Here is a 19,316-nt window from a genome sequence, read left to right on the forward strand (position 1 = left end):
CGGCAACATCGAAGGGCCCTGTCCGCGTGGACAGGGCCCTTCGAGAGGAGGAGTGGCGGGACGTTACTCGCCGTCCTCCGACTGCTTCTTGCGCGGCTTCTTCACGGGCTCGGTCGCGATGACCGTGCTCGGAGTGTTCGGCGTCTCGTCGACGTGATCCTCGGTCGCCTCGAGCGGGGCATCCGGGAATCCGGCGCGCTCGTGAGCGCCCTGGATCTCGGCTGCCTCGGTCTCCTCGTCCTGAGCCGTGACGTGGTGCTGGTGCGCATCGGCGGCTGCGACCTCGGCCTGGGTGAGCGGCGCGAGGCGGTCTTCGAAGAACCAGCGCGACATCGACGACCGGAGGTTCTCCGTCCACGGGATGCGGCCCTTGGCGTTGGGGCGCACCACGAGCGGCTCGTAGCCGTCGACGTCGATGAGCTTCCACCGGTCGTACTGATCGACCGGCTGGTGCACCTCGATGAACTCGCCTCCGGGAAGGCGGACGATGCGACCCGACTCGAAGCCGTGGAGGACGATCTCGCGGTCCTTCTTCTGCAGCGCGATGCAGATGCGCTTGGTCACGAAGTATCCAAGGATCGGTCCGAGGAACAGCAGCGCCTGGAGCGTGTGGATGACACCCTCCATCGTGAGCATGAAGTGCGTCGCGATGAGGTCGGACGAGGCTGCAGCCCAGAGCACGGCGTAGAAGACGACACCGGCGACGCCGATGGCGGTGCGGGTCGCCGCGTTGCGCGGACGCTGGGCGATGTGGTGCTCGCGCTTGTCACCGGTGATCCACGCCTCGATGAACGGGTAGATCGCGACGGCGACGATGAAGAGTCCGAGCACGGCGACCGGAACGAGGATGCCGAACGACCAGGTGTGGTCGAGGAAGACGACGTCCCAGTTCGACGGCGCCAGACGCAGCGCGCCGTCCGCGAAGCCGATGTACCAGTCGGGCTGGGTTCCGGCCGACACGGGGGACGGGTCGTAGGGGCCGTAGTTCCAGATCGGGTTGATCTGGAAGAACGTCGCGATCAGCACGATGGTGCCGAAGACGATGAACAGGTAACCGCCCATCTTCGACATGTAGACCGGCATCATCGGGTAGCCCACGACGTTATCGTTCGTGCGGCCCGGGCCGGCGAACTGCGTGTGCTTGTTGACGATCATGAGCATGAGGTGCACGGCGATCAGGGCGATCACCAGCATCGGCAGCAGCAGGATGTGCAGGGAGTACAGGCGTCCGACGATGTCGGTGCCGGGGAACTCACCTCCGAAGAGGAGGAACGAGGTCCACGTGCCGATGAGCGGGAGCCCCTTGACCATGCCGTCGATGATGCGGAGACCGTTACCCGAGAGCAGGTCGTCGGGGAGGGAGTAGCCCGTGAAGCCCTCCGCGAGAGCGAGGATGAACAGCACGAAGCCGATCACCCAGTTGAGCTCGCGCGGCTTGCGGAACGCGCCGGTGAAGAACACGCGGAGCATGTGCACGCCGATGCCGGCCACGAAGACCAGGGCGGCCCAGTGGTGGATCTGACGGACGAGGAGACCGCCACGGAGGTCGAACGAGATGTGGAGCGACGACTCGAGCGCCGCGGACATCTCGATGCCGCGCATCGGTGCGTACGCACCGGTGTAGTGGGTCTCGACCATCGATGCCTGGAAGAAGAACGTCAGGAAGGTTCCGGACAGGAACACCACGACGAAGCTCCACAGGGCGATCTCACCGAGCATGAACGACCAGTGGTCGGGGAAGATCTTGCGTCCCAGCTCTTTGACGAAGCCGGAGAGGCTCGTGCGCTCATCGATGTAGTTCGACGCGGCGCCGACGAATCGGCCGCCGAGAGGCGCCTTGGTGTCCTTGTCCTCTTTGGACAGCGTTGCGGTGCTCAATGGCGCTCCCAGAAGCTCGGGCCGACGGGCTCGGTGAAGTCACTGCGCGCGACGAGGTAGCCCTCGTCGTCGACGGTGATGGGCAGCTGAGGCAGCGGGCGCGCGGCCGGTCCGAAGATGACCTTGGCGTGATCCGTCACATCGAACTGCGACTGGTGGCAGGGGCAGAGGAGGTGGTGGGTCTGCTGCTCGTAGAGCGCGACCGGGCATCCGACGTGGGTGCACACCTTGGAGTACGCGACGATGCCGTCGTACGACCAATCCTTGCGGTCCTCGGCCTCGATCAGCTGCTCGGGGCGCAGACGCATCATCAGCACGATCGCCTTCGCCTTCTCCTCGAGGTATCCGTCGTGGTGGCTCAGCTCGGCCAGGTCGGCCGGGATCACGTGGAAGGCGGAGCCGAGCGTGACATCGGCGGCGCGGATCGGCGTGCCGTCCGGGTCGCGGACGAGGCGCATGCCCTCTTCCCACATGGTGTGCTTGAGCAGGTGCACCGGGTCGCCCGCGTACGGGTCTTCCGGGGTGGCATGGGGCGCCAGGCCTCGGAACAGCGTGACGCCGGGGATGATCGACGCAACGAGGGCTGCGAACAGCGAGTTGCGGATCATCGTGCGGCGCCCGAAGCCGGACTCCTCGTTAGCCTCGGAGAACGCCTTGATCACGGCCTCACGGGTCGAGTCCTTGCCCCGCGTGGGGTGACGGTGCTCGATGTGCTCCTTGTCGGACATGAGCGCCTTCGACCAGTGGATCGCTCCGATGCCGAGGGAAAGCAGCGCGAGAGCGATGCCGAGTCCGATGAAGAGGTTGTTCTGACGGATGTCGATGAGAGCGCCGCTCTCGATCGGGAACAGCATGTAGGCGGCGACCGCCCAGATGCTGCCCGCGAGAGACAAGTAGAACAGCGTGTAGACAGTGCGGACCGCGGCCTTCTCCGCGCGCGGGTCCTTGTCGGTCATCCGCTCGCGGTGCGGCGGCAGGCCCGGGTTCTGCACAGGGTCGCTGACTGCGACGCCCAGCCCCGGAGAGGGCTGGTAGGCCCTGTCAAGAGCCTGCGAGTCGTCGTCGTGTGCCATGGTGCTCCTCGTACGTTCCTCTTCGATGATTTAGCGTCAGTTGGACTTCGCCGTGATCCACACGGTGATGGCGACGAGTGCGCCGATGCCGAAGATCCAGACGAACAGGCCCTCGGAGACAGGTCCGAGCGATCCGAGGGAGAACCCGCCGATCTGCACGGACTGCTGCTGGTACAGGAGAGCCGAGATGATGTCGCGCTTGTCTTCGTCCGACAGGTTCATGTCACCGAAGACCGGCATGTTCTGGGGACCCGTCACCATCGCTGCGTACATGTGCAGCGCGCTGGTCTCGGTCAGTGCGGGGGCATACTTGCCCTCGGTGAGCGCTCCACCGGCGGCGGCCACGTTGTGGCACATCGCGCAGTTGACGCGGAAGAGCTCGGCTCCGTGGGCCACGTCGCCTTCGCCGTCGAGGATGCGCTCCTCGGGGAAGGTCGGGCCGGGGGCCGTGGACTGCACGAACGACGAGATCGCGAGGATCTGGTCCTCGGTGAACTGCGGCTCCTTCTGGGGGGCCTGCGGTCCCTGCATCTGCAGCGGCATGCGGCCCGTGGAGAGCTGGAACTCGGTGGCGAGTTCGCCCACACCGTAGAGGCTCGGGCCGTTGGGCGTGCCCTGCAGGTCGAGGCCGTGGCAGGTGGCGCAGTTCGCCTGGAACAGCTTCTCGCCGTCCTCGACGGTCAGCGTCGTCGCGGCGGTCTGTGTGTCGGTCGCGGCGAAGGCCGCGGATGCTCCGGCGTACACGGCGCCGGTGATCATCAGGCCCGCTCCGATGAGGGCCGCGGCAGCCAGGGGGCTGCGACGACCGCCAGAACGGCGCTTCTTCTCTCGTGCCATCTCGGGGATCAGCTCCGCTCTTATTTCAGGAAGTAAATTACGACGAACAGCACGATCCAGACGACGTCGACGAAGTGCCAGTAGTAGGACACCACGATCGAGGAGGTCGCCTCCTTGTGCCGGAAGTTCTTGACGGCGAATGCGCGCCCGATGACGAGCAGGAACGCGACCAGCCCACCCGTCACGTGCAGTGCGTGGAAGCCGGTGGTCAGGTAGAACGCGGAAGCGTACGAGTCGGCGCTGATGGGCATCCCCTCGGCGACGAGCTGGGCGTACTCCCAGACCTGACCCGAGACGAAGATCGCACCGAGGGCGAAGGTGAGGAAGAACCACTCGACCATGCCCCAGCCGAACAGGCGACGACGGCCGGCGCCGTTCTTCTGGCCCTTGCCGATCTTGTAGGCCTGGAGGTCCTCGGCCGCGAAGACGCCCATCTGGCAGGTGAACGACGAGAGCACGAGGATCGCGGTGTTCACGAATGCGAACGGCACGTTCAGCAGTTCGGTCCGGTCAGCCCAGAGCTCGGGGGAGGTGCTTCGGAGCGTGAAATAGATCGCGAAGAGTCCCGCGAAGAACATCACTTCACTGCCGAGCCACACAATGGTGCCGACAGCTACCGGGTTGGGCCGCTTGATGGTTCTCGCCGCCGGGGCATACGTCGCTGAGGTCGTCACCGTTCCATTATGGCCGATTCCCGGGGGTGATTCTTGCACCCGGACGCCTCGATTCGCCAGCTTTTGACTTAGGTAACCCTAAGAAAACACTGCGAATCGTCGGTGAATCCGCGGGAAATCGCGGGTGCTCCGGCCATCGGCATCCGTGACAGACGAGATGCACGTTTTCTCGGCGCCGATAGGATCGCACACATGGCTGAATCCCTGACCTGGTCCGATGTGCTCACCACTCTCCTGGAGCGTCGCGACCTCAGCGTCTGGGAGTCGACGTGGGCCATGCGTCAGATCATGCGGGGCGATGTCAGCGAGGCCCAACTGGCGGGATTCCTCATCGCGTTGCGCGCGAAGGGCGAGACCATCGACGAGATCGTCGGTTTCCGCGATGCGATCCTCGAAGCCGCCGTCCCGCTCCCGGTGTCGCCGGACGTACTCGACATCGTCGGCACGGGTGGTGACCGTGTCGGCACGGTGAACGTCTCGACGACCGCAGCCGTCATCATCGGCGCGATGGGCATCCCGGTCGTGAAGCACGGCAACAGGGCGGCGAGTTCGGCCTCGGGGTCCTCCGATGTGCTCGGTGCTCTCGGACTCGAGCTCACGCTCGATCCGACCGCCGTGGCGTCCATCCTCGACCGCACGGGGATCACCTTCGCCTGGGCGGGCGCGTTCCACCCCGGTTTCAAGCACGCGGGAGCCGTGCGATCGCAGCTCGGCGTGCCCACTGTGTTCAACATGCTCGGCCCTCTCTGCAATCCGGCCCGCGCCGAGGCGAACGCCGTGGGTGTGGCGCAGCTCGAGCGCGTGCCCCTGATCACGGGCGTGTTCCGCACACGCGGCGCCACGGCGCTCGTCTTCCGCGGCGACGACGGACTCGACGAACTCACGACCACCGGACACAGCCGGATCTGGGAGGTCACCCGGGGAGATGTGCACGAGCACGATCTGGATCCGCGTGACCTCGGCATCCCGCTCGCCGAACTCTCGGACCTTCTCGGAGGGTCGCCGGAGCACAACGCGACCATCCTGCGTCGCACGCTGGAGGGGGAGAGCGGCGCGGTGCGCGACATCGTGCTGCTGAACGCTGCCGCCGGGATCGTCGCGTTCGAGCTCTCGCAGGACGCGGCTCAGGTGCAGCGTCCGATCCTCGAACGCCTGCGTAGCGCGTACGAGCGTGCGGCCGCGGCGATCGACGACGGGCGGGCGCTGTCGAAGCTCGACGAGTGGATCGGCGTGAGCCGGGAGCTCGCCGCAAGCTGAGGCGCATCATGGAACCGATCGCCGCACTGCTCGAGATCGCGTCGCTGCTCGAGCGCGAGCGGGCGTCGAGATATCGGGCCAAGGCATTCCGGCAGGCGGCCGCGACGTTCGAGTCCTTGCCGGCGGACGTGCGCACTGATCCGAACCGTCTCCGCGCGGCCCCGGGCATCGGTGTGTCGACCTTCTCGGTGATCCGTCAGGCGCAGGAGGGCATGGTCCCCGACTATCTGATCGAGCTCCGCGGCGACGTGGAGCCCGAGCGCGTCTCCGCCCTGCGGCGGAAACTGCGCGGCGATCTCCATGCGCACACCGACTGGTCGGACGGAACGACGTCCATCTCAGTGATGGCGGCCGCGGCGCGCGCGCAGGGACACGAGTACCAGGCGATCACCGATCATTCGCCGCGACTGCGGGTGGCGCGCGGGCTCTCGGCGGAGCGATTGCGCGAGCAGATCCCCCTCGTGCGGGCCGAGTCGGGTGACGGATTCACGCTCCTGGCCGGCATCGAGGTCGACATCCTCGACGATGGGTTGCTCGACCAGGAGGACGGGCTTCTCGGTGATCTGGACATCGTCGTCGCGTCCGTGCACTCGAAGCTGCGGATGGACGCCCGTGCCATGACCCGCCGGATGGTCGCGGCGGTGGCGCACCCCCGCGTGAATGTGCTCGGCCATTGCACGGGACGCCTGGTGCAGGGCGAGCGCGGCACGCGCCCGCCCTCGGAGTTCGACGCGGCCGCCGTGTTCGCGGCCTGTGCCGAGAACGGTGTCGCCGTCGAGATCAACTCCCGCCCGGAGCGTCAGGATCCTCCGGACGAGCTGATCGCACTGGCTCTCGAAGCCGGATGCCTCTTCTCGATCGACTCGGATGCGCACGCTCCCGGGCAGCTGTCGCTTCTCGACCACGGCGCCGAGCGAGCGGAGCGCGCGGGGGTGCCGGCGTCCCGGATCGTGAGCACCTGGGGGCTCGAGCGTCTGCTCGCCTGGGCGGAATGACGGTCAGGCGGAGCCTGCGACCTTATCGATCGCTGCGATCGCGCGGTTCATCGAGGACGTCAGATTCCATTCCTCGGCGAGAGCGCCGGCTGCGTCGCGCGCGACGTCGTCGAGCGGATGCAGTGGCGTGCCCGGCGCGGAGATGTCGAGTCCGGTGGCGACCGCGACGACGGTGGGAGCGACGTCGAGATAGTCGCTCGCGGCGAGGATCTTCGCGCGGACGCCGGCGCTCATCCCCTCGCCGGCGGTCGCTGCTGCACGGATGCCGTCGAGATCGGCGTGGGCGTGGAGGAGCGTCGCCGCGGTCTTCTCGCCCACGCCGGCGACGCCGGGGAGGCCGTCCGAGGCGTCGCCGCGCATCGTCGCGAAGTCGGCGTACTGGCTGGGCAGGACGCCGTACTTGGCGACGACGGTCGCGTCGGTCACGATCTCGAGATTGCTCATTCCGCGGGCGGTGTAGATCACACGGACGTCTCGCGCGTCGTCGACGAGCTGGAAGAGATCGCGATCCCCGGTGACGATGTCGACAGGAAGAGCGGATGCCGTGGCGAGCGTGCCGATCACGTCATCGGCCTCGTGGGCGGCGACGCCGATGATGGGGATGTCGAGGGCTTCGAGCGTCTGTCGGATGAGAGGGATCTGCGCCTCGAGCGGGTCGGGCACCTCTTCGACGTCGGGGGCATCCGCCACGACCTCGACGACGCGGTGGCCCTTGTAGCTCGGAATGAGGTCGACGCGCCACTGAGGCCGCCAGTCGTCGTCCCAGCAGGCGATGATCTGGGCGGGTTCGTAGAGCGTGACGAGCTTTGCGACGATGTCGAGGAGACCCCGGGCGGCGTTGATGGGGGAACCGTCCGGCGCGGTGACGCTGTCGGGCACCCCGTAGAACGCGCGGAAATAGAGGCTGGCGGTATCGAGCAGCATCAGGCGATCGGTCACGGGGACAGTCTCGCACGGGCATCCGACGCCCGACTCCCCGCCGCATCCCGAGATCTGGTAATCTGAAGCGTCACTCGTGGCGTGCATGCGCATGCGCTCGTGACGATCACACCAATCCAATCGCTGTGAAGCAGGATACCGACCGTGCGCGGTCGCTGTTCACAGCCTGAGTTTCCATTCACAAGGACAACCCACTACATGACTACCGCAACGACCGCCCCGGCCACCAAGCAGGTCGCCATCAACGACATCGGATCTGCTGAGGACTTCCTGGCCGCGGTCGAGAAGACCCTGAAGTTCTTCAACGATGGCGACATCATCGAGGGCACGATCGTCAAGATCGACCGCGACGAGGTCCTCCTCGATGTGGGCTACAAGACCGAGGGTGTCATCCCCTCGCGCGAGCTCTCCATCAAGCATGACGTCGACCCCAACGAGGTCGTCGCCGTCGGCGACCTGGTCGAGGCCCTCGTCCTCCAGAAGGAGGACAAGGAAGGCCGTCTGATCCTCTCCAAGAAGCGTGCGCAGTACGAGCGCGCCTGGGGAGACGTCGAGAAGATCAAGGAGAACGACGGCGTCGTCACCGGCACCGTCATCGAGGTCGTCAAGGGTGGCCTCATCGTCGACATCGGCCTCCGGGGCTTCCTCCCGGCTTCGCTCATCGAGCTCCGCCGCGTCCGCGACCTCACGCCGTACCTCGGCCAGGAGATCGAGGCCAAGATCCTCGAGCTCGACAAGAACCGCAACAACGTCGTGCTCAGCCGCCGCGCGCTGCTCGAGCAGACGCAGTCGGAGTCGCGAACCACGTTCCTGAACAACCTTCACAAGGGTCAGGTCCGCAAGGGTGTCGTCTCGTCGATCGTCAACTTCGGTGCGTTCGTCGACCTGGGCGGCGTGGACGGCCTCGTGCACGTCTCCGAGCTGTCCTGGAAGCACATCGAGCACGCCTCCGAGGTCGTCGAGGTCGGCCAGGAGGTCACCGTCGAGATCCTCGAGGTCGACCTCGACCGCGAGCGCGTCTCCCTGTCGCTGAAGGCGACGCAGGAGGACCCGTGGCAGGTCTTCGCCCGTACCCACGCGATCGGTCAGGTCACCCCGGGTAAGGTCACGAAGCTCGTCCCGTTCGGTGCGTTCGTGCGCGTCGCAGACGGCATCGAGGGCCTCGTTCACATCTCCGAGCTCTCCAGCAAGCACGTCGAGCTGGCCGAGCAGGTCGTCTCCGTCGGCGAAGAGGTGTTCGTCAAGGTCATCGACATCGACCTCGAGCGTCGTCGCATCTCGCTGTCGCTGAAGCAGGCCAACGAGTCCGTCGACCCCAACGGCACCGAGTTCGACCCGGCCCTCTACGGAATGGTCGCCGAGTACGACGAGAACGGCGAGTACAAGTACCCGGAGGGCTTCGACGCCGAGACCGGTGCGTGGAAGGAAGGCTTCGACGCCCAGCGCGAGGCATGGGAGCAGGAGTACGCTGCGGCCCAGGCTCGCTGGGAGGCGCACAAGGCTCAGGTCACCAAGGCGGCCGAGGCCGAGGCTGCGGCCGGAGAGGACTTCGGCGGACAGTCGTTCTCGAGCGAGGCCGCTGGCGCGGGCACGCTTGCCGACGACGAGGCGCTCGCGGCTCTCCGCGAGAAGCTCTCGGGTGGCAACGCCTAAGCAGCATCACGTCAAGAACGGGTCGTCACCTTCGGGTGGCGGCCCGTTCCGCGTTCTCCCGCGTGACAGGATGGAGACCATGCCCCTCATCGCGCTCACCGGCGGCATAGCGTCCGGGAAGTCGACCATCGCCCGACGACTCGCCTCGCACGGCGCGATCCTCGTCGATGCGGATCAGATCGTGCGCGACGTCCAGGCGCCGGGCAGCCGCGTGCTCGGTCGAATCGCTCGGGAGTTCGGTGACGGCGTCATCGCCGCCGATGGGTCGCTGGACCGCCCGGCATTGGGTGCCCAGGTCTTCGGCGATCCCGAGCGGCTCCTCGCCCTGAACGCCATCGTGCACCCGGCCGTTCGCGCCGAGTCCCAGCGGCGCTTCGAAGAGGCCTTCGCAGCCGATGAGGACGCGATCGTCGTCTACGACGTCCCTCTCCTGGTGGAGGCGCGCGTCGACGACCCCTGGGACCTCATCGTCGTGGCGCACGCTCCCGAGACGGAGAGGCTGCGCCGCCTCGTCGAGATTCGCGGAATGGACCCGAAGTCCGCGAAGGAGCGCATCGACGCCCAGGTCTCCGATGACCAGCGTCTCGCGATCGCCGACGCGGTGATCGACACCTCCGGATCTCTCGATGAGACCGAAGCCCGCACCGACGCCCTGTGGGAGCGGATCCGCGCACGGTGAGTGAACCGTTCACCGGCCATGCTCCGGGATCACGGGAGTATCGCCGGTTGATCATCGGGCTCTTCTTCGCGGGCGTCGCGACATTCGCTCAGCTCTACGCCACCCAGGCAGTCCTCCCGCAGATCGCCTCCGACCTCCGGATCGGGCCGGCATCGGCGGCGCTGAGCGTGTCGGCCGCAACGCTCGGGCTGGCGGCGGCCGTCGTCCCCTGGTCGATGGTCGCCGATCGGATCGGACGGATCCCCGCCATGGCGACGGGGGTGATCATCGCCACCGTGCTCGGCATCTGCGCGCCGCTGAGCGACGGCATCCTCCCGCTGCTCGTCCTGCGGCTGGGGGAGGGCATCGCGCTGGGCGCCGTGCCCGCCGTCGCCCTCGCGTACCTGAGTGAAGAGGTTCGCTCCTCGCACGCGGCGGCGGCGGCGGGCAGCTACATCGCGGGTACCACGCTCGGCGGGCTGACGGGGCGTCTCGTCGCCGGCGGTTTCGGAGAGGAGGGCGGTTGGCGTGCGGGAGTCTGGGGAGTCGCCGCTGTCTGCATCGTCTGCGCCGTTCTGTTCCTCTGGCTCACGCCGCGCGCCCGCGGCTTCCTTCCTTCGGCGCGAGGGGGCGGCCCCGGGATCCTCGCGCGACTTCTGCGTCCGCTGCGTTCCGCGCCACAGCTCGCCCTCTACGCGCAGGGTTTCCTGCTGATGGGCGCCTTCGTCGCGGTCTACAACTATCTCGGCTTCCATCTCGCGGCTCCACCGTTCCTCCTCCCGGCCTGGCTGGTGACCCTGCTGTTCGTGGCCTACCTCGCCGGAACGGTCTCCTCACCCTGGGCCGGATCGCTGGCCAGCAGGTTCGGACGCTACCCGGTGCTCCTGGTCTCGATCGGCGTCACCGCATCGGGCGCGGTACTGATGGCGACGCCGAGCACAGGGCTGGTGCTGACCGGACTCGTGCTGTTCACCGCCGGGTTCTTCGGTGCGCATGCGATCGCTTCTGGGTGGGTTCCGACGGATGCCGATCCGGCCGTGCGCGCGCAGGCCTCGTCGCTCTACTATTTCGGCTACTACGCCGGATCGAGCCTGTTCGGGTGGACCCTCGGTCTCGTCTTCGGAGGGATGGGGTGGGAGTGGTTCATTGTCGGCATCCTCGCGATGTGCGCTGCATCCGCGGTGATCGCGGCGGTCGCCCTGCGCACGTCTCCATCCGGAAGAGTGTGACAGCCGTTCGCCCGAAGGGGAAGCGGACCCCGATGTCGGTGACCCCGCCTACGCTGGACGTATGGAAACCACCCGCAGCGTTCGCCCGTTCGAGGTCATCAGCGAATACGCGCCCGCCGGTGATCAGCCCCAGGCCATCGCCGAGCTCGCCGCGCGCATCAATGCCGGCGAGACGGACGTCGTGCTGCTGGGGGCCACGGGTACGGGAAAGTCGGCGACGACCGCATGGCTCGTCGAGCAGGTGCAGCGCCCCACCCTCGTCCTCGCGCACAACAAGACGCTCGCGGCTCAGCTCGCGAACGAGTTCCGCGAGCTCATGCCGAACAACGCGGTCGAGTACTTCGTCTCCTACTACGACTACTACCAGCCGGAAGCGTACGTCCCGCAGACCGATACCTTCATCGAGAAGGACTCATCCATCAACGCCGAGGTCGAACGGCTGCGGCACTCGACCACGAACTCGCTGCTCAGCCGACGCGACGTCGTGGTGGTCTCGACCGTTTCCTGCATCTACGGACTCGGTGCTCCCGAGGAGTATCTCCGTGCCATGGTCGCCCTGCAGGTGGGGGAGCGGTACGACCGCGACGCGCTCATCCGCCAGTTCATCGCGATGCAGTACAACCGCAACGACGTCGACTTCTCGCGGGGCAACTTCCGCGTGCGGGGCGACACGATCGAGATCATTCCCGTCTACGAGGAGCACGCGATCCGCATCGAACTCTTCGGTGACGAGATCGAAGCGCTGTACTCCCTTCACCCGCTCACCGGCGAGGTGATCGAGAAGCTCGACGCGGTGCCGATCTTCCCCGCGTCGCACTACGTCGCGGGAACCGATGTGATCCAGCGCTCGATCGGCACGATCGAGACCGAGCTGGAAGAGCGCCTCGCCGAATTCGAGAAGCAGGGCAAGCTACTCGAAGCGCAGCGATTGCGTATGCGCACCACCTTCGATCTCGAGATGCTGCAGCAGCTCGGATTCTGCTCGGGGATCGAGAACTACTCGCGGCACATGGACGGTCGCGCTCCGGGAGAGCCGCCGCACACCCTGCTCGACTTCTTCCCGGACGACTTCCTCCTCGTGATCGACGAGTCGCACGTCACCGTGCCCCAGATCGGTGCGATGTACGAGGGCGATGCCTCGCGCAAGCGCACGCTCGTCGATCACGGATTCCGTCTGCCGAGCGCGATGGACAACCGTCCGCTCCGCTGGGACGAGTTCAAGAACCGCATCGGACAGACCGTCTACCTCTCCGCGACGCCGGGGAAGTACGAGATGGGGATCGCCGACGGGATCGTCGAGCAGATCATCCGCCCGACGGGTCTGGTCGATCCAGAGATCATCGTTAAGCCCTCGAAGGGACAGATCGACGACCTGCTCGAGGAGATCCGTCTGCGCGTCGAGCGCGACGAGCGCATCCTCGTGACGACCCTGACCAAGAAGATGGCCGAGGAGTTGACGGATTTCCTTGGGGAGCACGGGGTTCGCGTCCGCTACCTGCACTCCGACGTCGACACCCTGCGCCGTGTCGAGCTGCTGAGCGAGTTGCGTTCCGGGGTGTACGACGTTCTGGTCGGAATCAACCTCCTGCGCGAGGGCCTCGATCTTCCCGAGGTGTCGCTCGTGGCGATCCTCGATGCCGACAAGGAGGGCTTCCTGCGCTCCGGCACGTCGCTCATCCAGACCATCGGGCGTGCGGCGCGAAACGTGTCGGGCGAGGTCCACATGTACGCCGACAAGATGACCGACTCGATGGCGAAGGCGATCGAGGAGACCGATCGTCGACGCGAGAAGCAGGTCGCATACAACAAGGAGCACGGGATCGATCCGCAGCCGCTGCGTAAGAAGATCGCCGACATCACCGCCGTTCTGGCTCGCGAGGGTGCGGACACCGCCGAGCTGATGTCGGGGAGGGGGCGTGCGACGGGCAAGGGAAAGTCGCCCACCCCGAACCTCCGACGTACGGGAATCGCGGCGGAGGGAGCGCAGCAGCTGGAAGCGACGATCCAAGACCTCTCGGATCAGATGTTGGCCGCCGCCGCCGAGCTCAAGTTCGAGCTGGCAGGGCGCCTTCGCGACGAGGTGCAGGACCTCAAGAAGGAACTGCGCGCCATGGAGCGGGCCGGACACGCCTGAGGGTGTTCGGTAGGTGAGGGCGGCGCCGATGGATGCTGCGGGCGAAGAGCTCGCCGACCGGATTCGCGCGATCGTCGCGCCCGCATCCGGCATCGAGGAGCGGAGGATGCTCGGAACCCGAGCATTTTTGCTCGATGGCCGGATCCTCGCGGGTGCCCGGCCGGGAGGAGTGCTACTCGTCAAGGTCGCAGCCGAAGACGAGGCAGTGCTGCTCCTGCGCGACGGAGCAGCGCGCGCCGTGATGGGCGCGCGGACCATGAGTTCGCGATGGATCGACGTCGCCCCACTCGCGATCGCCGACGATGACGCACTGCTGTTCTGGATCGATGCCGCGCGCGCCGGAGGCGACTGAGCGGGTCGACCGTCGCGCGCTGGTGGCAGGCGCGTTTTCGGGCTCAGGGGCAGTGGATGAGGGGCTTTGGCCCGGATCGGTCGATCTCGTGTGCCGTCATCGGCGCTCCGCACAGTGGACACGCGCGCTCGGCGCGCTCCGCAGCGCTCGGCGGGGGAGTCTTCTCGTACGGGCCGACGGACGCCGGACCGGCGAAGCGGATGAGGTTGGTGTTCACCCAGGCGTACAGCCCTCCCGCCTCGCGAATGCGCGTGCGCAGGGGGGTCCGATCCGGATCATGTGCCATGTTGATTAGTGTACTAATGATTAGGGCAGTTGTATAGTTGGCCGGGTGAACGCATCCGACGAACTCCTCCGGCTCGACAACCAGCTCTGCTTCGCGCTGGTGACCGCGGCGCGCAACGTCGTCGCGATCTATCGACCCATCCTCGAGCCGCTGGGGCTGACCCACCCGCAGTACCTGGTGATGCTGGCGCTCTGGGAGCGATCGCCTCGCACCCTGAACGATCTCGCCGCCGATCTCGCGATGGAGCCGGCGACGGCATCGCCGCTGGTCAAGCGGCTGGAGGCCGACGGGCTCGTCGCGCGGGAGCGCAGTGCGGAGGATGAACGACGTCTCGATATCACCCTCACCGATGCGGGACGCGCTCTGCGCGAGCGGGCGCTGGAGGTGCCGGCGCAGGTGATGGGCGCAGTCGGGATGGACGTGCACGAAGTGTCGGCGCTCCGTGACGGGCTGGGGCCGTTCGCGGGGCGGCGCCTCGGAGGCGCCTGAGCATCCAGGCCCTGCGGAGCCAATGTCGGTGGCCCCTCGTAGACTTGTCCGGTGCCTATCGTCCCCGTCGCCACTCCCGGAAAACTCAGTGTTCGCGGTTCCCGCGTGCACAATCTCAAGAACGTCGACATCGACATTCCCCGCGACTCGCTCGTCGTGTTCACCGGCCTGTCGGGCTCCGGGAAGTCAAGTCTCGCGTTCGACACGATCTTCGCGGAGGGGCAGCGTCGTTACGTCGAGTCGCTGAGCGCCTACGCACGTCAGTTCCTCGGCCAGGTCGACAGGCCCGACGTCGATTTCATCGAGGGGCTGAGCCCGGCGGTGTCGATCGACCAGAAGTCGACCAACCGGAATCCGCGCTCGACGGTCGGCACGATCACCGAGATCTACGACTACATGCGACTGCTCTGGGCGCGCATCGGCATTCCTCACTGCCCCGAGTGCGGCGAGAAGATCCAACGGCAGACCGTGCAGCAGATCGCCGACCAACTGATGGAGCTGCCCGAGCGCACGCGTTACCAGATCGTCGCTCCGATCGTGTCGCAGAAGAAGGGCGAATTCGTCGACCTCTTCCGCGAGCTCGGAGCCAAGGGATACTCCCGTGCGATCGTCGACGGCGATCTCATCCAGCTGGCCGAGCCGCCCACCCTCAAGAAGAGCTACAAGCACGACATCGCCGTGGTCGTCGACCGCCTGGTCGCGTCGGACGACATCCTCGGACGCGTGACGGATTCCGTCGAGACGGCTCTGGGTCTCGCCGGAGGCGTCGTCCAGGTCAACTTCGTCGACGAAGAGGGCGACGACGCGTGGCAGTCCTTCTCCGAGAAACTCGCCTGCCCGAACGGGCACCCGCTCAGCCTGACCGAGATCGAGCCCCGCACCTTCTCGTTCAACGCACCGTTCGGGGCATGCCCCGCATGCTCCGGTCTGGGCACGCGCATGTCCGTCGATGTCGACCTGATGCTCGGCGACGAGGACCTCTCGATCCGCGAGGGAGTCATCATCCCCTGGACGACACAGGGTAAGGGTCTCTTCCAGTACTACGAGCGCCTGCTCGAGGGCCTGTCCCGCGATCTCGACTTCTCGCTCGACACGCCCTGGCGTGAGCTCCACTCCGACATCCAGGACGCCGTGCTGCGCGGCGAGAACTACAAGGTCACCGTCAAGTGGAAGAACCGGTACGGGCGGGAGATGCGGTACGCCTCCGGATTCGAGGGAGTAGTCCCTTACATCGAGCGGCAGTATCTGCAGGCCGAGTCCGACACGCAGCGCGGTCGCTGGGGCGAGTACCTCCGCGAGGTGCCGTGCCCCGTCTGCGACGGCGATCGTCTGAAGCCCGAGGTTCTCGCGGTTCAGGTGCAGGGACACTCCATCGCAGAGGTCTCGCATCTCAGCCTGAGCGATGCGCAGGCCTTCATGCAGACGCTGACCCTGACAGAGCGAGAGGCGAAGATCGCCGCTCAGGTCCTGCGCGAGATCCGTCTGCGTCTCGACTTCCTGCTGCAGGTGGGCCTCTCGTACCTCAACCTGAGCAGATCCGCCGGCTCTCTCTCCGGCGGTGAGGCGCAGCGCATCCGACTCGCGACGCAGATCGGATCAGGCCTGACCGGTGTGCTCTACGTCCTCGACGAGCCGTCCATCGGTCTCCACCAGCGCGACAACCGACGTCTGATCAACACGCTGCTGAAGCTGCGCGACCTGGGCAACACGCTCATCGTGGTGGAGCACGATGAAGAGACGATCGAGGCGGCCGACTGGGTGGTCGACATCGGCCCCGGCGCCGGAGTCAACGGCGGCGAGGTCGTGCACTCGGGCCCCTATGAGTCTCTGCTCGACGACCGAACGTCGATGACGGGGGAGTACCTCTCCGGCCGTCGTGAGATCCCGACACCGACCAAGCGCCGCAAGCTCGACCGCAAGCGCATGCTCAACGTGATCGGCGCCCGCGAGAACAACCTCAAGAACGTGGATGCAGGCTTCCCGCTCGGCGTGCTCACGGCCGTCACCGGCGTCAGCGGCTCGGGCAAGTCGTCCCTCGTCAACGACATCCTCTACCAGGTGCTCGCGTCCCGTCTGAACGGTGCCCGCACCGTCCCCGGCAAGCACACCCGCGTGACCGGTCTCGACAATCTCGACAAGGTGGTGCACGTCGACCAGGCGCCGATCGGCCGCACGCCGCGCTCGAACCCCGCGACCTACACCGGTGTCTTCGACCGTATCCGTTCACTCTTCAGCGAGACCCCCGAGGCCAAGGTGCGCGGCTATCAGCCGGGTCGCTTCAGCTTCAATGTCAAGGGCGGTCGCTGCGAGGCGTGCTCGGGCGACGGCACGATCAAGATCGAGATGAACTTCCTCCCCGACGTCTACGTCGACTGCGAGGTCTGCCACGGTAAGCGGTACAACCGCGACACCCTCGCGGTGCATTACAAGGGGAAGAACATCGCCGAGGTCCTCGAGATGCCGATCGAAGAGGCCGCCGAGTTCTTCGAACCCATCCAGGCGATTCACCGCTACATGAAGACCTTGGTCGACGTCGGGCTCGGGTACGTGCGCCTCGGTCAGTCCGCGACGACGCTCTCGGGCGGCGAGGCGCAGCGCGTGAAACTCGCCACCGAGCTCCAGCGCCGCAGCAACGGTCGAAGCATCTATGTGCTCGACGAGCCGACCACCGGTCTGCACTTCGAAGACGTGCGCAAGCTCCTCGAAGTACTGAACGGACTCGTCGACAAGGGCAACACCGTGATCGTCATCGAGCACAACCTCGACGTCATCAAGTCCGCCGACTGGGTCATCGACCTCGGTCCCGAGGGCGGTTCCGGCGGTGGTGAGATCCTCGCGACGGGCACCCCGGAGCAGATCGCCCGGGTCGAGGAGAGCCACACGGGGCAGTTCCTCGCCGAGATCCTCGGGGAAGGGCGCGCCGCGCGCAAGGCCAGCTGATGGCCGACGTGCTTCCGTACAAGCCGCGGCCGGGAGAGATCCCGACCGATCCCGGTGTGTACCGTTTCCGTGACGCCGATGGGCGGGTGCTCTACGTCGGGAAGGCGAAGAACCTCCGCCAGCGGCTGTCGAACTACTTCGCCCCGTTGCGCACGCTCCACGAGCGCACGCGGCGCATGGTCACGACCGCTTCCTCTGTCGAATGGACCGTCGTCTCGACCGACGTCGACTCACTGCAACTCGAGTACATGTGGATCAAGGAGTTCGATCCGCCCTTCAACGTCAGGTACAAGGACGACAAGTCCTACCCGTTCATGGCGGTGACGCTCGGCGACGAGGCGCCTCGTGTGCTGGTCACCCGCAACCGCAGGATTCCGGGTGCGAGGTACTTCGGCCCGTATCCCAAGGTCTGGGCGGTGCACGAGACCATCGACCTGATGATCAAAGCGTTCCCGATCCGCACCTGCAGCGACGCGAGTTACAAACGAGCCATGCAGACGGGACGCCCCTGTTTCCCCGGACAGATCGGCAAGTGCGGCGGGCCGTGCTCGATGACGGTGACCATCGAGGAGCACCGCGCGATGGTGAACGACTTCGTGGCGTTCATGGCCGGAGGTGACGAGCGATTCACTCGTGACCTCCGCAAGCGGATGCTCGATGCATCCGCGGCCATGGACTACGAGGCGGCGGCCAAGTATCGCGACAAGCTTTCCGCGATCGAGGCCGTGCTCGGGAAGAGCGCCCTCGTGCTGGCGTCCGACGAGGACGCCGACCTCTTCGGCATCGCCGAGGACGAGCTCGCCGCGGCGGTTCAGCACTTCGTCATCCGAGGAGGTCGTGTGCGCGGTGTCCGGGCGATGACGATCGAGAAGGAGATCGACATCTCGGGGGCCGAGTTGGTGGATCAGGTGCTCCAGCGTGCGTACGGCGATGCCGCCGACGTGCCGCGCCGGATTCTGGTGCCCTCGCTGCCGGACGACGCTCCCGAGATGGAGGAATGGCTCCGCGAGCGTCGCGGCAAGAAGGTCGAGATCGCCGTCGCTCAGCGTGGCCAGCGCGCGGATCTCATGCGCACCGCCACCCTGAACGCGCAGCAGGCCCTCATCCGTTACAAGACGCGGCGCACCAGCGACTACGTGGCCCGAACGCAGGCGCTCACCGACCTGCAGGAAGCGCTCGGAATGGACGAGGCTCCGTTGCGCATCGAGTGCTTCGACATTTCACATCTCGGCGGCACGAACGTGGTCGCCTCGATGGTGGTCTTCGAAGACGGCCTCCCGCGCAAGGACCAGTACCGCTCCTTCGGTATCGCCGAGACCACCGACGACACCGATTCGATGTACCAGGTCCTGCGCCGTCGGCTCGCGTATCTGGACCGCCCGGAACCGGTCGTCGTCAGCGACCCGCTGCTCGACGGGGTCGAGGGAGAGGTCGAGGGCGAGACCGGCCGCAAGAAGCCGCGCTTCGCGTATCGACCCCAGCTACTCCTCGTCGACGGCGGCAAGCCTCAGGTCGAAGCGGCCGCGCGTGCCCTGCGTGACGCGGGGCACCCTGAGATCAGCGTGTGCGGCATCGCGAAGCGTCTCGAGGAGGTCTGGCTTCCCGGCGAGGATTTCCCGGTGATCCTCCCACGCACGAGCGAAGCGCTCTACCTGCTCCAGCGCCTGCGCGACGAGGCGCATCGCTTCGCGATCGTCCATCAGCGCAAGAAGCGCCGCAACGACATCACCACCGTGCTCGCCGAGGTCCCCGGCCTCGGCGCAGCTCGCATCAAAGTGCTGCTCAAGCACTTCGGATCCGTGACGGCCCTGCGGGCGGCCGAGCCGGGGCAGATCGAAGAGGTGCAGGGCATCGGGCCCGTGCTGGCGCAGAACATCCACACGCACCTCGCCACTCGATAGGCTGGTGTCCCAGGCGAAAGG

General features: G+C 66.6%; 16 protein-coding genes. 10 read left to right on the forward strand and 6 right to left on the reverse strand.

The annotated features are described in order from the left end of the window. Positions 1–63: 63 nt before the first annotated feature. Genes ACIPVN_RS00480 through ACIPVN_RS00495 form a run of 4 tightly spaced genes read right to left on the reverse strand, consistent with a single transcriptional unit; the run spans position 64 to position 4,366 of the window. Positions 64–1,878 (reverse strand): cytochrome bc complex cytochrome b subunit, encoded by a 1,815-nt coding sequence (locus ACIPVN_RS00480; protein WP_400438130.1) that lies wholly within the window; start codon positions 1,876–1,878, stop codon positions 64–66. Continuing rightward, positions 1,875–2,951 (reverse strand): Rieske 2Fe-2S domain-containing protein, encoded by a 1,077-nt coding sequence (locus tag ACIPVN_RS00485; protein WP_400438132.1) that lies wholly within the window; start codon positions 2,949–2,951, stop codon positions 1,875–1,877. The genes ACIPVN_RS00480 and ACIPVN_RS00485 overlap by 4 nt, the downstream gene beginning before the upstream one ends. A 36-nt stretch (positions 2,952–2,987) precedes the next feature. Further along, positions 2,988–3,788, reverse strand: coding sequence for a c-type cytochrome (locus tag ACIPVN_RS00490; protein WP_247622113.1), 801 nt, complete (start codon positions 3,786–3,788; stop codon positions 2,988–2,990). Positions 3,789–3,808: 20 nt separating this feature from the next. Further along, positions 3,809–4,366 carry a heme-copper oxidase subunit III gene (locus ACIPVN_RS00495; RefSeq protein WP_400443267.1) on the reverse strand — a complete coding sequence of 186 codons (558 nt, stop codon included), beginning with the start codon at positions 4,364–4,366 and terminating at the stop codon, positions 3,809–3,811. A gap of 288 nt (positions 4,367–4,654) precedes the next feature. On the opposite strand from ACIPVN_RS00495, the gene trpD reads away from it, so the two are divergent. Further along, complete coding sequence (trpD, locus tag ACIPVN_RS00500) at positions 4,655–5,719, forward strand: anthranilate phosphoribosyltransferase (RefSeq protein WP_400438135.1); 1,065 nt, start codon at positions 4,655–4,657, stop codon at positions 5,717–5,719. Between the two features lie 8 nt (positions 5,720–5,727). Then, a complete protein-coding gene (locus tag ACIPVN_RS00505) occupies positions 5,728–6,714 on the forward strand; it encodes a PHP domain-containing protein (RefSeq protein ID WP_400438137.1) in 987 nt (328 codons plus the stop codon). Between the two features lie 3 nt (positions 6,715–6,717). Here ACIPVN_RS00505 and ACIPVN_RS00510 read toward each other — a convergent pair whose 3' ends face one another. After that, the gene (locus ACIPVN_RS00510; RefSeq protein WP_400438139.1) at positions 6,718–7,653 is read right to left on the reverse strand and encodes a 5'-3' exonuclease H3TH domain-containing protein; all 936 of its coding nucleotides are present in this window, start codon (positions 7,651–7,653) and stop codon (positions 6,718–6,720) included. Positions 7,654–7,851: 198 nt separating this feature from the next. On the opposite strand from ACIPVN_RS00510, the gene rpsA reads away from it, so the two are divergent. The 5 genes from rpsA to ACIPVN_RS00535 all read left to right on the forward strand — a co-directional run bounded on the left by rpsA (position 7,852) and on the right by ACIPVN_RS00535 (position 13,679). Then, on the forward strand, positions 7,852–9,306 hold the full coding sequence (gene rpsA / locus ACIPVN_RS00515; protein WP_400438141.1) for a 30S ribosomal protein S1: 1,455 nt from the start codon (positions 7,852–7,854) through the stop codon (positions 9,304–9,306). Positions 9,307–9,385: 79 nt separating this feature from the next. Beyond that, positions 9,386–9,985: a dephospho-CoA kinase gene (coaE, locus tag ACIPVN_RS00520; protein WP_400438143.1), complete on the forward strand. Its 600-nt coding sequence runs from the start codon at positions 9,386–9,388 to the stop codon at positions 9,983–9,985. Then, the gene (locus ACIPVN_RS00525; protein WP_400438145.1) at positions 9,982–11,193 is read left to right on the forward strand and encodes an MFS transporter; all 1,212 of its coding nucleotides are present in this window, start codon (positions 9,982–9,984) and stop codon (positions 11,191–11,193) included. The genes coaE and ACIPVN_RS00525 overlap by 4 nt, the downstream gene beginning before the upstream one ends. Before the next feature lie 61 nt (positions 11,194–11,254). Continuing rightward, on the forward strand, positions 11,255–13,327 hold the full coding sequence (gene uvrB, locus ACIPVN_RS00530; RefSeq protein ID WP_400438147.1) for an excinuclease ABC subunit UvrB: 2,073 nt from the start codon (positions 11,255–11,257) through the stop codon (positions 13,325–13,327). Between the two features lie 28 nt (positions 13,328–13,355). After that, a complete protein-coding gene (locus ACIPVN_RS00535) occupies positions 13,356–13,679 on the forward strand; it encodes a TfoX/Sxy family protein (RefSeq protein ID WP_400438149.1) in 324 nt (107 codons plus the stop codon). A 43-nt stretch (positions 13,680–13,722) separates the two neighbouring features. On the opposite strand, the gene ACIPVN_RS00540 is transcribed toward ACIPVN_RS00535, so the two are convergent. After that, on the reverse strand, positions 13,723–13,965 hold the full coding sequence (locus tag ACIPVN_RS00540) for a hypothetical protein (protein ID WP_400438151.1): 243 nt from the start codon (positions 13,963–13,965) through the stop codon (positions 13,723–13,725). 45 nt (positions 13,966–14,010) lie between these two features. Between ACIPVN_RS00540 and ACIPVN_RS00545 the strand changes: the two genes are divergently transcribed. From ACIPVN_RS00545 to uvrC, 3 genes are read left to right on the forward strand one after another with little or no spacing between them, the layout of a single operon-like run. Then, positions 14,011–14,454: a MarR family winged helix-turn-helix transcriptional regulator gene (locus tag ACIPVN_RS00545; RefSeq protein WP_400438153.1), complete on the forward strand. Its 444-nt coding sequence runs from the start codon at positions 14,011–14,013 to the stop codon at positions 14,452–14,454. 51 nt (positions 14,455–14,505) lie between these two features. Beyond that, complete coding sequence (uvrA, locus tag ACIPVN_RS00550; protein WP_400438155.1) at positions 14,506–17,394, forward strand: excinuclease ABC subunit UvrA; 2,889 nt, start codon at positions 14,506–14,508, stop codon at positions 17,392–17,394. Then, the gene (gene uvrC / locus ACIPVN_RS00555; RefSeq protein ID WP_400438157.1) at positions 17,394–19,295 is read left to right on the forward strand and encodes an excinuclease ABC subunit UvrC; all 1,902 of its coding nucleotides are present in this window, start codon (positions 17,394–17,396) and stop codon (positions 19,293–19,295) included. The genes uvrA and uvrC overlap by 1 nt, the downstream gene beginning before the upstream one ends. Positions 19,296–19,316 lie beyond the last annotated feature (21 nt).

The sequence above is a fragment of the Microbacterium sp. NPDC090003 genome (assembly GCF_044748385.1).
In the GTDB taxonomy this organism is placed as follows: Bacteria; Actinomycetota; Actinomycetes; order Actinomycetales; family Microbacteriaceae; genus Microbacterium.

Bases quoted from the DNA above. Each gene is read 5' to 3' on its own strand.
- ACIPVN_RS00485 (WP_400438132.1), bottom strand. From the start codon at position 2,951: ATGGCACACGACGACGACTCGCAGGCTCTTGACAGGGCCTACCAGCCC.
- ACIPVN_RS00490 (WP_247622113.1), bottom strand. From the start codon at position 3,788: ATGGCACGAGAGAAGAAGCGCCGTTCTGGCGGTCGTCGCAGCCCCCTG.
- ACIPVN_RS00495 (WP_400443267.1), bottom strand. From the start codon at position 4,366: ATGTTCTTCGCGGGACTCTTCGCGATCTATTTCACGCTCCGAAGCACC.
- trpD (WP_400438135.1), top strand. From the start codon at position 4,655: ATGGCTGAATCCCTGACCTGGTCCGATGTGCTCACCACTCTCCTGGAG.
- ACIPVN_RS00505 (WP_400438137.1), top strand. From the start codon at position 5,728: ATGGAACCGATCGCCGCACTGCTCGAGATCGCGTCGCTGCTCGAGCGC.
- rpsA (WP_400438141.1), top strand. From the start codon at position 7,852: ATGACTACCGCAACGACCGCCCCGGCCACCAAGCAGGTCGCCATCAAC.
- coaE (WP_400438143.1), top strand. From the start codon at position 9,386: ATGCCCCTCATCGCGCTCACCGGCGGCATAGCGTCCGGGAAGTCGACC.
- uvrB (WP_400438147.1), top strand. From the start codon at position 11,255: ATGGAAACCACCCGCAGCGTTCGCCCGTTCGAGGTCATCAGCGAATAC.
- ACIPVN_RS00535 (WP_400438149.1), top strand. From the start codon at position 13,356: ATGGATGCTGCGGGCGAAGAGCTCGCCGACCGGATTCGCGCGATCGTC.
- ACIPVN_RS00540 (WP_400438151.1), bottom strand. From the start codon at position 13,965: ATGGCACATGATCCGGATCGGACCCCCCTGCGCACGCGCATTCGCGAG.
- uvrC (WP_400438157.1), top strand. From the start codon at position 17,394: ATGGCCGACGTGCTTCCGTACAAGCCGCGGCCGGGAGAGATCCCGACC.